Annotated in this window: 12 protein-coding genes; 2 read left to right on the top strand and 10 right to left on the bottom strand. The window is 41.4% G+C overall.

Annotated elements, in window-relative coordinates:
- The 5 genes from BKG94_RS07730 to rplY all read right to left on the bottom strand — a co-directional run.
- The coding region (locus BKG94_RS07730) for an ESPR-type extended signal peptide-containing protein (protein WP_077435920.1) at window positions 1–3,055 on the bottom strand (3,055 nt) is incomplete at its 3' end.
- 431 nt (window positions 3,056–3,486) lie between these two features.
- Window positions 3,487–4,791 (bottom strand): bifunctional tetrahydrofolate synthase/dihydrofolate synthase, encoded by a 1,305-nt coding sequence (gene folC / locus BKG94_RS07725; protein WP_077435928.1) that lies wholly within the window; start codon window positions 4,789–4,791, stop codon window positions 3,487–3,489.
- Window position 4,792: 1 nt separating this feature from the next.
- Entirely contained in the window at window positions 4,793–5,713 is a 921-nt protein-coding gene (gene accD / locus BKG94_RS07720; protein WP_077435918.1) for an acetyl-CoA carboxylase, carboxyltransferase subunit beta, read from the bottom strand.
- An 84-nt stretch (window positions 5,714–5,797) separates the two neighbouring features.
- Window positions 5,798–6,592 carry a tRNA pseudouridine(38-40) synthase TruA gene (gene truA / locus BKG94_RS07715; protein WP_077435926.1) on the bottom strand — a complete coding sequence of 265 codons (795 nt, stop codon included), beginning with the start codon at window positions 6,590–6,592 and terminating at the stop codon, window positions 5,798–5,800.
- 67 nt (window positions 6,593–6,659) lie between these two features.
- On the bottom strand, window positions 6,660–6,947 hold the full coding sequence (gene rplY, locus BKG94_RS07710) for a 50S ribosomal protein L25 (protein ID WP_077435916.1): 288 nt from the start codon (window positions 6,945–6,947) through the stop codon (window positions 6,660–6,662).
- Window positions 6,948–7,157: 210 nt separating this feature from the next.
- On the opposite strand from rplY, the gene BKG94_RS07705 reads away from it, so the two are divergent.
- Window positions 7,158–7,763 carry a DedA family protein gene (locus BKG94_RS07705; RefSeq protein ID WP_077435914.1) on the top strand — a complete coding sequence of 202 codons (606 nt, stop codon included), beginning with the start codon at window positions 7,158–7,160 and terminating at the stop codon, window positions 7,761–7,763.
- A 52-nt stretch (window positions 7,764–7,815) separates the two neighbouring features.
- Here the strand turns inward: BKG94_RS07705 and BKG94_RS07700 are convergent, their stop codons facing one another.
- Window positions 7,816–8,427, bottom strand: a complete 612-nt coding sequence (locus tag BKG94_RS07700) for a riboflavin synthase subunit alpha (RefSeq protein WP_077435912.1) — start codon at window positions 8,425–8,427, stop codon at window positions 7,816–7,818.
- Window positions 8,428–8,468: 41 nt separating this feature from the next.
- Here BKG94_RS07700 and BKG94_RS07695 point away from each other — a divergent pair, with 41 nt between their 5' ends.
- Window positions 8,469–9,863: an MATE family efflux transporter gene (locus BKG94_RS07695; RefSeq protein ID WP_077435910.1), complete on the top strand. Its 1,395-nt coding sequence runs from the start codon at window positions 8,469–8,471 to the stop codon at window positions 9,861–9,863.
- A 90-nt stretch (window positions 9,864–9,953) separates the two neighbouring features.
- On the opposite strand, the gene BKG94_RS07690 is transcribed toward BKG94_RS07695, so the two are convergent.
- From BKG94_RS07690 to thiM, 4 genes are read right to left on the bottom strand one after another with little or no spacing between them, the layout of a single operon-like run.
- Window positions 9,954–11,261 (bottom strand): MFS transporter, encoded by a 1,308-nt coding sequence (locus tag BKG94_RS07690; protein WP_143538921.1) that lies wholly within the window; start codon window positions 11,259–11,261, stop codon window positions 9,954–9,956.
- 31 nt (window positions 11,262–11,292) lie between these two features.
- A complete protein-coding gene (thiE, locus tag BKG94_RS07685) occupies window positions 11,293–11,961 on the bottom strand; it encodes a thiamine phosphate synthase (RefSeq protein WP_077435906.1) in 669 nt (222 codons plus the stop codon).
- Window positions 11,962–11,975: 14 nt separating this feature from the next.
- Window positions 11,976–12,791, bottom strand: a complete 816-nt coding sequence (gene thiD, locus BKG94_RS07680; protein WP_077435904.1) for a bifunctional hydroxymethylpyrimidine kinase/phosphomethylpyrimidine kinase — start codon at window positions 12,789–12,791, stop codon at window positions 11,976–11,978.
- Entirely contained in the window at window positions 12,784–13,575 is a 792-nt protein-coding gene (gene thiM / locus BKG94_RS07675) for a hydroxyethylthiazole kinase (RefSeq protein ID WP_077435902.1), read from the bottom strand. Before thiM ends, thiD begins: the two co-directional genes overlap by 8 nt.
- Between the last annotated feature and the right edge of the window lies 1 nt (window position 13,576).

The raw sequence follows: 13,576 nt of genomic DNA, 5'->3' as shown, positions 1-13,576 counted from the left end.
AACCAGCACTATTAATTGCATCAGCTACATTTTGTACAGTGGCGATTTTATTAGCTTGCCCATCTGCAACACTTACTTCACCACTAGGTATAACAACATTATCATCTTTATCTTTTACATCTTCGTTAGAAGCAGGTGTAATAGAACCCGTATCAACATTAAAGGTAACATTACTTATTGTACCATTAGTAGTAGTCACATTTGCAATAGTACCGGTACCATTCACAAAATTCACAGTATCGTAAGGTTTTACAAAATCTTTGGCTGTACCATTTTCTTGTAAATTCCAACCTGCATTCAACACATCGCCTACAGTTGCGGCATTATTGCTAATATTTGCCACTTCTTCCGGTGTTGGAGCTGTACCACTTGTTGTTGGTGCGGTTGTATTCGCTTTTGCACCCTGTAAATTGCCTGCTACATTAGTCAATGTAGTTGGTGTTGTTGTGCTGTTATTGCCATTATTCATTGAAGCAATAACATTACTTGCCGGCACTTCATCACCAAGTGAACCATCCGGATTAACTTTATAGAATTTATCGCCTTGTTTAGTCACTTTAGTGCCATCTGTCGTTGTATAAACAACAGGCATTTGGTCACGTAATGTATTCGTTACCAAGTAAAGTTGGCTACCATTGATAGCTTCAGTTGAGGTAGCACTAATATTACCTGCGGCGACATTGATCAATTTACGCTCATCACCTTTAGCTCCTACACTAACGAAACGTCCGCTATCTTTTACTGTACCTACAAAATCACCATAATAAATTCCACTCAATGTGGCATTGGTTACATTAGCAATATCATGAGAACCTTCAGTTGTAGCTTCATCTCCTAACACAACAGAGCCATTAGTTGTTGCGGTTACATTATTACCAAGTACAAAAGTATTTTCACCGCTGACATTGTTACCAATACCAATCACAGTAGATTTCGTGCCTGATACCTTACTCTTGTGACCGATTGCAATACTCTCGTTCGCTGAGGCATTAGTATCACGTCCAAAAGCAATGGAATCCTGACCTAAAGCTTTCGACCAGCCCCCCACTGCTATTGCAAAATCTTTGGAACTCTGAGCATAGTCCCCCAAGGCGACTGAAGCCCAACCCTGAGATTTACTTTCAGGACCTATTGCAACACTCGTATTGCCGGATGCTGTTGAAGTATCACCGATGGCAATAGCCTGCTTGGCAGTTGCAGTAGCTTTTGTACCGTATGCAATAGAATTTTCCTTAGTTGCTGTTGAGCTATTACCAATAGCTATAGCGTTTATATCACCCGTACCATTAGTTGATTGAATACCTGCTTTAGCATTCGTACCAATTGCTAAACTATCGTTAGTATAAGCCGTTGCATTATAACCTTGGCTAACTGAACGGGTGCGAACAAGCATATTATCAGCATCAGTACCTTTACCGGCATTCACACCAAAGGCTAAGTTATAGTTACCTTCAATAAAACTACCTGCTGTTGCTCCAATAGCAATATTATCTGCACTTTTTGTGCCAAATGAAGTTGTTTTATGACCAACATTTCGACCGCTATTACGACCAATGGCCACGTTGTTATCACCATTAACATAAGTACCAGCTTTTTTACCTATAGCAGTATTATCAAGACTCCGTGCAACGGCACTATTTTGAAATGTCCCATCATTTACATTTAAAGCACCTGCAGTGCTCAATACGCCTACATACTTACCAGCATGATAACCAGCCGCCCAGTTACCGCCACCATTAACCCTGTTACCTGCATTAAAACCTACAGCAATGTTATCAGGACCATTAATATCATTACCTGAACGTGCCCCGAATGCCAAGTTGGAATTCGATCTTACGCGTTGAGCAGTTTGCCAACCGATACCAATATTATTATCACCGCGAACATCATTCCCAACTTCATTACCAAATGCTACGTTATTGATATTTATAGCCTCAGCCGTACCTACACGTCCACCGGCTGTCACACCAAAAGCAAGGTTACCTCTACCATATACATTATTACCCACGGCATTACCCAAGCTAATATTTTTAGACTCGCCCAGATTTACACCATTTCTGAGTTGTGTAGCATTTTGTGTAACTCTACTACCCGCATTGATACCAATGGATACATCACCACCTAAGGCTGCGGTAGCACCCTGCCCTACAGCCAGTGTTGGACCAGTCAAACTCTGACCATTCATTACTGTGTATGCCATACCTGCACGAGCACCTCTACCAATAGCCATTGCATTATTACCTATGGTTTTCGCATTTTTACCTATTGCTACATCCTCATCATCATAGGTCATTGCACCATAACCAATAGCGATAGAATCACGGCTACGATTTACTATATTGGGAACATTTCTAGAATTATTAGCTAATGCATCAATGGTATTACCAACAGCCTTACCATCCGATAATCCATTCGTCAAAAAGTTATTAGCAAAAGTACCAATAGTAATTGAATTATCACCAAAATGTTGTCTGCCTGCGTAATAACCAATCGCAGTATTCTTAACCCCTGTTGAATCCATACCTGCACCACGACCAATTGAAACCCCATGACTGGTTGAAATAGTTTCAGCAGGAGTTGAAATCAATGCACCACCGGAATATACATTACCTGAGCCACCAAAATTACTTCCTTTATCTGCACGATTTTGACCTGCATAGCGTCCTATCGCAATATCGCCCTCATTAAAGGCATTGGCTTCACTACCAACAGCAACACTATAGTTACCTATTACACTCACACTTGCGCCAGTTGTATTAGTGAAAGTCGTGTTATTTTTTGTTTTGTTATCGCCACAAATAACACTATTGGTCGTTGTATCATAATAACATTGACCGGCAGCTGTATTATCAGTACCTGTTGCAGCTATCACTTGACCGCTTGCGAGCAATAAACCGGAGGAGATTAAAGAGAATTTAAGCATTGGGGAAGATTGGCGAACTACGTTCGAACCCAATGACAAGGATTTTGTTTTACCTTTTGCTTTTTGTAATTCGGACACCGCCACCCAACTTTGTGTAGCATAGTTCCAAATAACTTTAAAAATCTTATTCATAATGTTGTTTCCTAAAAAAAGAACTTGTGTTATTTACTTGGTACGATATGAAGTAAATCGATAACTATAAAACACAAGTATCATCTTCATGGTTAAAAGTTGATGGAATATCATTTATCCCTTGAATTCTATTTCAAGATTTATAAATGCTTTTCCTCATCGCTTAAACTACATCGCAACAATTCATCAAGGTCCTTCTTTTAGAAACCTGCGACTACAGAACATAATCAATAAGTTACTTAACCTCCCTAAGGAGTAATTTACTCAACTATTGACTCATTCTTTAACTTTTCTCTACCAATGAATAAAAAACCTTTTAAAACAATATGATAGAAGAAAAAATTCTCACGCATTCTAACAAAATTGTTCACTTAAACACAAATTTTTCTTGTAAAAATTTGTAAAGATAAAATATGGTAATCCCACTGCGATTATTCTATTTCCTGCCAAAACTCTGCCACCGTATGAAATGATCCAAACACTAAAACAATGTCATTTTTAACCGCACTTTTTAATACAATCTGTAAACCATCCATCACGGAGTTTAGTAATGTGGCTTTAACATTAGGGAAAAATGCGGCGAGTTTTGTACGCAATTCTTCCCCCGTTTGCCCTCGATACCCCCCTAAAGTTACACAATGCCATTCGTCTATAAGGGGAACAAGATGTGTAAAAACCCCTTGAGCATCTTTATCTTTTAACATTCCACACACAGCAATTAATTTGCCTTTCTTTTGTGCTTTAAGTGCGGTCAATTTTTCACTTAAATATGCCGCAGCATGGGGATTATGCCCCACATCAACGATCACCGTTGGTAGATCATCCGCTTTTTGATTAAATAAGCTTGCCAATTTTTCACGCTTATCCCCTTGAATAGTCTGGAAACGCCCGACTAATTCTACGTTTTGTAATGCGTGGCGGAGGGTACTCTCTTGAATGTCAAAAGGTAGCTGTTCAATCACTGCTAACGCAGTGGCTGCATTCATTAATGGAATTTGGCAAAACGGTAAATTTTCTAACCGCACTTTTTGGCTTTGCCATTGCCAATCTTTTGCATTAACTTGAAATGACCAATCTACATCACGGCGTGATACCTGACAGCCTAAACGGGCAGCTTGCTCCAACATCGTATCGGGCACATTTGGCTCGCCTATTACTACCGGACAGTTTTGACGGAAAATACCGGCTTTTTCAAAGGCGATCGCTCCCCTTGTATCACCCAGAAAATCCGTATGATCTATATCAATACTGGTGATCACCGCCAAGTTACTATCTACAATATTGGTGGCATCTAGACGCCCACCTAAACCCACTTCTAAAATCACGACATCAAGATGATGTTGTTTAAACAAATGTAAGGCAGAAAGAGTGCTGAACTCAAAATAAGTTAAAGACTCCGTTTTATTTTCTTCAATAAAGGCAAAGGATGCCGTATGGGCTTCATCCGGTAAATCCCGATTTTGAATACGTACACGTTCGTTATAACGTAATAAATGGGGGGAAGAATATACGCCTACACGCAAACCATGCCGCAGCAAAATCGTTTCTAATAAACGGCAAGTTGTTCCTTTGCCATTCGTTCCCCCCACGGTGATCACATAAGGTGCCGGGTGTAACAGATCCATTTTTTCTGCGACGGATTTAATTCGTTCTAAGCCAAGATCGATGGCTTTAAAATGGCTATTTTCTAAATAAGAAAGCCACTCAGCGAGTGGCGAAGTGGCTTTTAAATTCATATTATTTTTCTTCATGATGTTCTTCATTTACTTCAATGTCATCTTCAATTAACTCGGGTTCGCTAAAGGGAGAAGGCTGATGGGTTAATTTACTTAATACGCTTGCTAGGGTATGGCGCATATCACCACGTTTGACGATCATATCAATCGCCCCTTTTTCTAATAAAAATTCGCTACGTTGAAAACCTTCCGGTAATTTTTCACGAACGGTTTGTTCGATCACTCGTGGACCGGCAAAACCGATTAAGGCTTTCGGTTCGGCAATGTTTAAATCGCCTAACATCGCAAAACTCGCTGATACGCCACCTAAAGTCGGATCGGTTAAAACGGAAATAAAAGGCACACCTTTTTCACGCATTTTGGCAAGCACTGCACTGGTTTTTGCCATTTGCATTAATGAAAATAATGCCTCTTGCATACGCGCCCCACCACTGGCAGAAAAACACACAAACGGACAATTCAATTCAATGGCTTTTTCAGCCGCTTTGACAAATTTGGCGCCTACAACAGATCCCATTGAACCGCCCATAAAAGCAAAGTTTGAAGCTGCCACCACAATCGGCATATTATAAAGTGTGCCTGTCATGGTAATAAGCGCATCTTTTTCACCGGTTTCTTTTTGTGCCGCTGTAATACGATCTTTATATTTCTTTAAATCTTTAAATTTTAAAATATCTTTTGGCTCTAAATCTGCCGCTATTTCTTGGCTTGAGTCTTCATCCAGTAAACGTAAAAGACGTTCGCGTGCATCAATACGCATATGATGATCACATTTCGGGCATACATAAAGATTACGTTTTAATTCTTCACTATAAAGTACCTGTTCGCACGAGGTACATTTTGTCCAAACCCCTTCCGGAACGTTAGATTTACGTGTTGAAGAAGAAGGGCTTTTACTAAAAATTCGGTCAATCCAGCTCATTATTTTTACCTATTTATCCACTAGAAAATTCAGCGTATTAAACCATAATTCGGCGAGCCTTGCTAGTCAGACAAGCTCATCAAACTAAATCAGCTTATCTTCAAGGAAAAGCGGACCCAATTTATTCTGAGGAATGGCAAATTTTTCAGGATAAATCACATTCACCAAATAAAGTCCGTCCGGTTTTGCCGTAGGAGCAGCAAGTTTTCTATCTCGCTGTTCAAGTAGCCAGTTAAGCCATTCAACCGGCTGATTCCCTGCACCGACTTCAATTAAGCTCCCAACAATGTTTCTAACCATGTGGTGTACAAAAGCGTTAGCTTGAATATCGACAATAATATATTCGCCTTTTTGAACAACATTCAGGTGATGGATATTTCGCCACGGTGTATTTGATTGGCATTGCGCCGCTCGGAAAGAAGAAAAATCATGCTCGCCCAATAAAAATTGCCCTGCCTGATGCATTTTTCCCGCATCTAATTCCAAATGACAGTGGGTAATCCCAGCCGGTAAAATGGCAGATCGTAATTTATTACAATACAGAATGTAACGATAGCGACGTGCCGTGGCAGAAAAACGGGCATGAAATTCATCATCAACGATTTTTGCCCATTTCACCGCAATATCATCAGGCAAATTAGCGTTCGTACCAAATGCCCAAGCTTTTTCAGGACGAATCGCATTTGTTTCAAAATGCACAACCTGCCCTGTGCCATGCACACCGGAGTCGGTTCTTCCCGCACAAAATACATCAATTTTTTCATTTGCAACAAAAGACAGGGCTTTTTCCAATTCTTCCTGTACGGTTCTCAATTTTTCTTGTCGTTGCCAACCAAAATAATGTTGTCCGTTATATTCAATTCCTAAGGCAATTTTCATTTTCACCCCGCTTTCCATAAAAAAACACCAAAGAATCTTCTTTGGTGTTTTTCATCAAAATTAAAAATTATGCACGTTTAAAGTCAATGTGAACCAATTTTGGTTTGAACGGGTGACGTTGCATTGCTTGCACTTTTACAGCCACTTCTTTGCCATCGATTACAAGTGTAATCACATCAGAGTAGAAAGAATCGTGAACTTGTGCGTTGTTTAATTCATCGTGATTTAAGATGATTGAAACCGGCGCTTCGCTGCCACCATAAACGATTGCAGGAATTTGACCGTTATGACGCAGGCGGCGGCTCGCACCCTTACCTTGCGCTGTACGAACTTCAGCGTTGAATTTAAATGCCATTGTTATATTCTCTTTAAAAATAAGATTAAAAACCAAAAAATTGCAGGCGACCCAGCAATTTTCCTAAATTGACTCAAAGGCTCACTTTGAGGGCGCAGATTATAGAATATTCAACTTATCAACGCAAACTTTTTCTAGAAAACTCAGCATGAAACGATTAGAATAACCGCTAATTTTTTGAAACCACGAAAATCTAAACAACGGGAACAAATGGAATTTCTTATTAATTTTTTCACTGACTACGGCTATTGGGCTGTATTTTTTGTCTTGATTATCTGTGGCTTTGGTGTACCCATTCCTGAAGATATAACCCTTGTTTCAGGCGGCGTGATTGCCGGGCTTTATCCTGAAAGTGTGAATTCCCATCTCATGTTATTCGTCAGTATGGTCGGCGTACTGGCAGGCGATTCTTGTATGTACTGGCTCGGTCGCATTTACGGGACAAAAATTTTACGTTTTCGCCCAATGCGTAAGATTATTACCCTACAACGTCTAAAAATGGTCCGTGAAAAATTTGCTCGATATGGCAACCGCGTATTATTTGTTGCACGTTTTTTACCGGGGTTACGAGCACCGATTTATATGGTTTCGGGCATTACACGCCGTGTCAGTTATACCCGTTTTCTCTTAATTGATTTTTGTGCCGCCATTATTTCCGTACCAATTTGGGTTTACCTTGGTGAATTTGGTGCGAGAAATTTAGATTGGTTGCATGAGCAAATTCAGAAAGGCCAAATGGTTATTTACATATTGGTTGCTGCCGTTGCCCTGTTCTTATTTTGGAAGTGGAAAAAATCGAAAAAACAGAAAAATTGATTTGATAAAAGTGCGGTCAAAAAACAGTAAGATTTTTGACCGCACTTTTCTTTTAAGAACGAGCCGCTAAATAACGTTCTACCGTATCTACGATCGCTTGTGTTTGCGGATCAATTTCAATATTGACCACATCCCCTGTTTTACGTTGCCCCATCAAGGTTCTTTGTAATGTTTCAGGAATCAAATTCACACAAAATTGATTGTCTTTCACTTCACCAATGGTCAAACTAATGCCATCTACCGCAACAAAACCTTTGGTTAAAATATATTTCATCACTTCCCTATTCGGTAATTCAAACCAAATTTGACGATTGTTTTCTGTTGCGATGATGTCGGAAATCACCGCAGTACAATACACATGACCGGATAAAATATGCCCACCAATTTCATCGCCCATTTGCATGGCTCGTTCAATATTAACGAAATCACCGGCTTTTAATTCGCCCAGATTAGTAATCCGTAAGGTTTCCTGCATCAAATCGAAACTGACTAAATCATCATGAATTTCAGTCACTGTTAAACACACTCCATTATTTGCCACAGAAGCGCCAATTTCTAACCCTTTTCGCATTTCAGGTGGTAATTTTACGATCTGTGTTCTAAAATGTGTTTTTTCTGTAATCGAATGAATGGGGGCAATCCCCTGTACAATTCCTGTAAACATAAATTTTCCTCAATCAAATTTTTGCGTAGTATATCAAATTTATGAATTTTCGTCTTTTATCCGAGTATCACCTTGATATTAAGAAATTAATTAAAATTGCTATCCCTATTTTATTGGCACAGGTCGCTCAAAACTCCATGGGGCTTGTGGATACCATTATGGCGGGGCGAGTGAGTTCTACGGATATGGCCGCCATTTCTGTCGGTGCATCTATTTGGTTGCCGTTAGTGCTGTTCGGGCATGGCTTATTACTTGCCTTACCTCCAACCATTTCCTATTTAAATGGTTCCGGACAACGTCATCGCATTGCACATCAAGTTCGTCAAGGTATTTGGATCGCACTTTCAAGCAGTATTCCTCTTGGATTGTTGATTTACCACAGCGATTTTGTCTTGCAATTTATGCAGATGGAACCGCATATGGCACAAATTGCCCAAGATTATTTACATGCGATGATTTGGGGATTACCGGCTTATTTATTACTCGTCAATTTCCGTTGCTTAAATGACGGCATTGCAAAAACCAAACCGGCAATGGTGATTACCTTTCTCGGGCTAATGCTTAACATTCCCCTCAACTATATTTTTATTTACGGTAAACTCGGCATTCCGGCACTCGGCGCAGTAGGTTGTGGCGTGGCAACTGCAATCGTGAACTGGTCGATGTGTTTGATGATGATTGGTTATTCTTACTTTAATCGCCAAGAACGTCAGTTAAAAGTATTCAGCCAAGTGATTGAAAAACCGAACGTTGCAACATTAAAAAAACTCTTACAACTTGGTTTACCTATTGCGATTGCACTTTGTTGCGAAGTGGCGCTTTTTGCCCTTACTGCTTTATTGCTTTCCCCACTTGGTGCAACCATTGTGGCAAGCCATCAAATAGCCTTAAATACCAGTTCCTTTATTTTTATGTTTCCAATGTCAATCGGTATGGCAACTACGATCCTTGTGGGGCAAGCATTAGGATCAGGCTCGCCTGAAAAAGCCAAAAATATCGCCTATGCCGCCTTAATACTCGGTTTAACGATCACGGTCATTACCGCATTTATCACGATCTTTTTCCGCTATGAGATTGCCGCCATTTTTGTGACAGATGAAATCGTTATTAGTATGGCGACAGGTTTACTCTTACTTGCAGCTGTTTATCAATTTTCCGATACGATTCAAGTGGTTGTGAGTGGAGTGTTACGCGGTTACAAAGATACTAAAGTGATCCTCTATATCACTCTTTTTGCTTATTGGGTAATCGGCGTGCCATTAGGTTATACGCTGGCAAGAACCGATTTACTGATGCCAAACATTGGTGCGCGAGGTTTCTGGATTGCTTTTGTGGTCGCACTGACCTTTGCCGCTATTTTATTATTCTATCGAATGAGAAAAATACAAAGTTTGAATGATGATGTGTTGATGGCTCGATTAGAAAAACTGAAATAAAGCTCTACCTTTCGAATTCAAAAAAATAGTGCGGTCAAATTTTTCTGTGTTTTTAAAATCTTGAGAAAAATAACCGCACTTTATTCTGAATTAACCTTCTAATTTTTTATCTTTCGTTTCATGAATAAACCATAGCCCAATTAAACTTAATAGCGCATTAAACGCTAAATAAATCCCCACGCCTTTTAAGCCATAATTGGCATTCAATGGTAAGGCGATAATTGAAATGACACTTGCACCAAATAAACCTGCAACGTTATAAGTGAGCGAAGCGCCTGAATAGCGAGCGTGAGTTGGGAATAATTCAGGTAAAAAACTGGCAAGCGGTCCATATCCCATGCCAATTAACCCCATACCGATAATTAAAAACCAAAATAAACTGGTCGTGGTGCCATTTTCAAGGAAAAAGGGCAAAGTAACACCGAAAATTGCGACTCCTACCGTCGTCCAGATCAGCCAAACCCTGCGACCAACTTTGTCGATATATTTACCGGAGGCAGCAATCGTCACCGCCAAAGAGATTGCACTTGTCATCAATAGTGCGGTAAACACTTGAGGGGAAAAGCCCAACCCCATGACATAGCCTGCCTCTGACACAGTTGGTGCAGATTTGGCATAAATTTGACTAAAAGCGATTATGATATAAAACAGCACATAACCTGCGATACAAATCAACATGCCCAAGAAAAATGGTTTAAAGTGGGTGGTGAGAACTTCTAACATTGGCAAGCGTTTAGGCTGTGGCTTATTTAACGCTTCGAGGAAAATAGGTGCTTCGGTGAGTTTTAGGCGCACATACAACCCAATGACAACCAATAGAATGGAGGATAAAAATGGAATACGCCACGCCCAATCTAACATTGCTGCTTGACCGAAAATGCTCCCAATAAGTAAAAATACCCCGTTCGCCAATAATAGACCTAACGGTGCGCCAAGTTGTGGAAAAGTACCATACCAACCACGTTTGCCCTCTGGCGCATTTTCAACGGCGACTAATGCAGCCCCGCCCCACTCGCCACCTAAGCCGATCCCTTGCCCGACACGGCATAGACAGAGCAAAATCGTTGCCCCAATGCCGATATGGTCATAAGTAGGCAACAGTCCGATAACGACCGTAGAAATGCCCATCAATAACAGGCTCATCACAAAGGTATTTTTTCTTCCCATTCGGTCGCCAAAATGCCCAAACAAAACCGCACCAAGAGGACGGGTGAGAAAGGTTAACGCCAGCGTAGAAAGGGCCGCAATCTGCCCTGAGAGCGGATCTGTTGCGTGAAAAAATTGATGGTTAAACACCAACACGGCTGCCATTGCATAAATATAGTTGTCGAAATACTCAATCGCCGTTCCAATCATAGTTGCCATAGCGACTCGTTTAGGGCTATTTTGTTTCATTATTTTCCTCCAATATCTCTTTTTAATCCGCCATTTACTGACTGGCTTCCCTTAACGCTTTGCTCATCGCTTCAACATTTTCTGCCTGACTAATAGCTGAAATCACCGCTACACCGTCTGCGCCAAATTCTCGTAAAGTACGGACGTGTTCTAACTTGACACCACCAATCGCAACAAGCGGTTTTGTTATGCCTGATTTTCGCAAATGTTGAATAAACGCCATACCGCGTGTTGGTTTTGGATTTTCCTTAGACTGCGTGGGAAAAATTGGCCCGATGCCAAAATAATCAATTTCCGCCATCGCCTCACCTATTTTGGCTTCTTCCAATAAATTCACAGACCAACCCACGATCATCGCTTTATTCGCTTTTGCCCGAATCACTTCTACCGCCATATCCGTTTGCCCGACATGGACGCCATCTGCCTCAAGCTCAAAGGCTAAATCCACATTATCATTGACGATAAATGGCACACGGTATTCACGGCACATATCCCGACAGGCAATGGCTAATGCTTTTTGCGCAGCTGGCGAATGTTCAAGAGAGAATTTGCCTTTATCCCGAAATTGAAAGCAAGTGATGCCTCCGTCTAATGCTTGTTTTAACACTGAAAGTAAATTTTGTGCGCCATTTTGCCCCAAATGCCGACAATCTTGCGTTCCTGCAACAAAGTAAAGCGGTAGGATTTCTCGAATTTTTTGCATTTCATTATTCCCCTTTAGTTGACAAAATCATGATAAGCCCAATGGTTTGTCGGCCCGTGTCCATGACCGATATTGAGCGGGTGGCTAATCGCTGCCGTGATAAAATCTTTGGCAATTTCGACCGCACTTTGCAACGTTTTACCCTTTGCCAACTCTGCGGTTAAACAAGCGGAAAAAGTACAACCTGTACCATGCGTATGCGGTGTGTGAAAACGTGGACGCTCCAACACAAAATCACGTCCATCATCGAGGAAAATCCAATCTCGGCATTGTTCGCTCTGAGAATTAAGTGAATGCCCGCCTTTGATAATCACATTACGCGCTCCTTGCATTTGCAGGGATTTTGCCGCCTTTTTAATACTCATTTCATCGTAAATCATCACTCCCGTTAAGGCTTCTGTTTCAGGCAGGTTAGGCGTGATCACATCAGCCAATGGAAGTAAATGATCAATAAGCGCTGAAACCGCCTGCGGTTGTAATAGCGGAGCGCCACCTTTGGCGAACATGACAGGATCAAGCACTACATTGCCAAATGGACGATCCTTAAGGCACTCCGCCACACATTCAATAATCTCTGCCGTCCCCAGCATACCCATTTTCACACTTGCAATATTGAAGTCGTTTTTGACCGCTTGCAGTTGTGAGCGAATCATCTTCAGGGGAATCATGTGAATATCCAATACACCTAGCGTATTTTGAGCGGTAACGGCAGTCAGCACAGAAGTACCAAATACCCTTTGCATTTGGAAGGTTTTCAGATCGGCTTGAATACCCGCACCACCGCCACTGTCCGAGCCTGCGATCGTTAGCACTTGGGGAATGTTATTCATTGATTCGCCCCTTTTGTGCAATCATTTCTGGGTTAAGTGCCGCCAGTTCATCTAATAGACGTATTTGAAATTGCCCGACCTCTGTCGTCAGACCTTGCGCGGCAAGTTCACCTGCAACGGTATAAGCCACACAGGCTTCTAATGTTGCGGCAAAATGTTCGCCCGTATCTACCGCTAAAAATGCGCCACAAACTGCACTGAGCAAACAGCCTGATGCCGTCACCTTAGGAAACAAAGGCGTGCCGTTATGCACGGTTGCGGTTTGTATCCCATCACTAATCACATCAACCGCTCCGCTAATCAATACGACACAGCCGTACTGTTTAGCGACACGTTGAGCAACGGTTTTCAAATCTACATCGCCTTGTCCAGCATCTACGCCTTTTGCTTGCCACGTTTCACCTGCAATCGTTGCTAGCTCCCCCGCGTTCCCACGAATTAGAGCAAATTTTATTTCAGACAAAAGCTGACGAACGGTTTCTCTGCGGAAGCTCGTTGCCCCCACGCCCACAGGATCAAGCACTACGGGAATCCCTTTCGCATTCGCCGTTTTCCCCGCCAATAACATAGCTTTCTGCTCTTTGCCAATTAGCGTGCCGATATTGATCACAAGGGCTTGGCTTAAATTCGGCATTTCAACCATTTCCTCTTCGCTCGCCGACATCATCGGCGAAGCGCCTAATGCCAATAATCCGTTGGCATTAAAATTCGCCGCAACAATGTTGGTAATATTATGAATGAGCGGGTTTTGCTCACGAATTTTTGTAAGATAAATAGATTTCATC

It is taken from the genome of Rodentibacter ratti, assembly GCF_002000485.1.
Classification (GTDB): domain Bacteria; phylum Pseudomonadota; class Gammaproteobacteria; order Enterobacterales; family Pasteurellaceae; genus Rodentibacter; species Rodentibacter ratti.
Note: the sequence above shows the minus strand (reverse complement) of the source record. Positions and strands in the feature narration are given on the sequence as shown.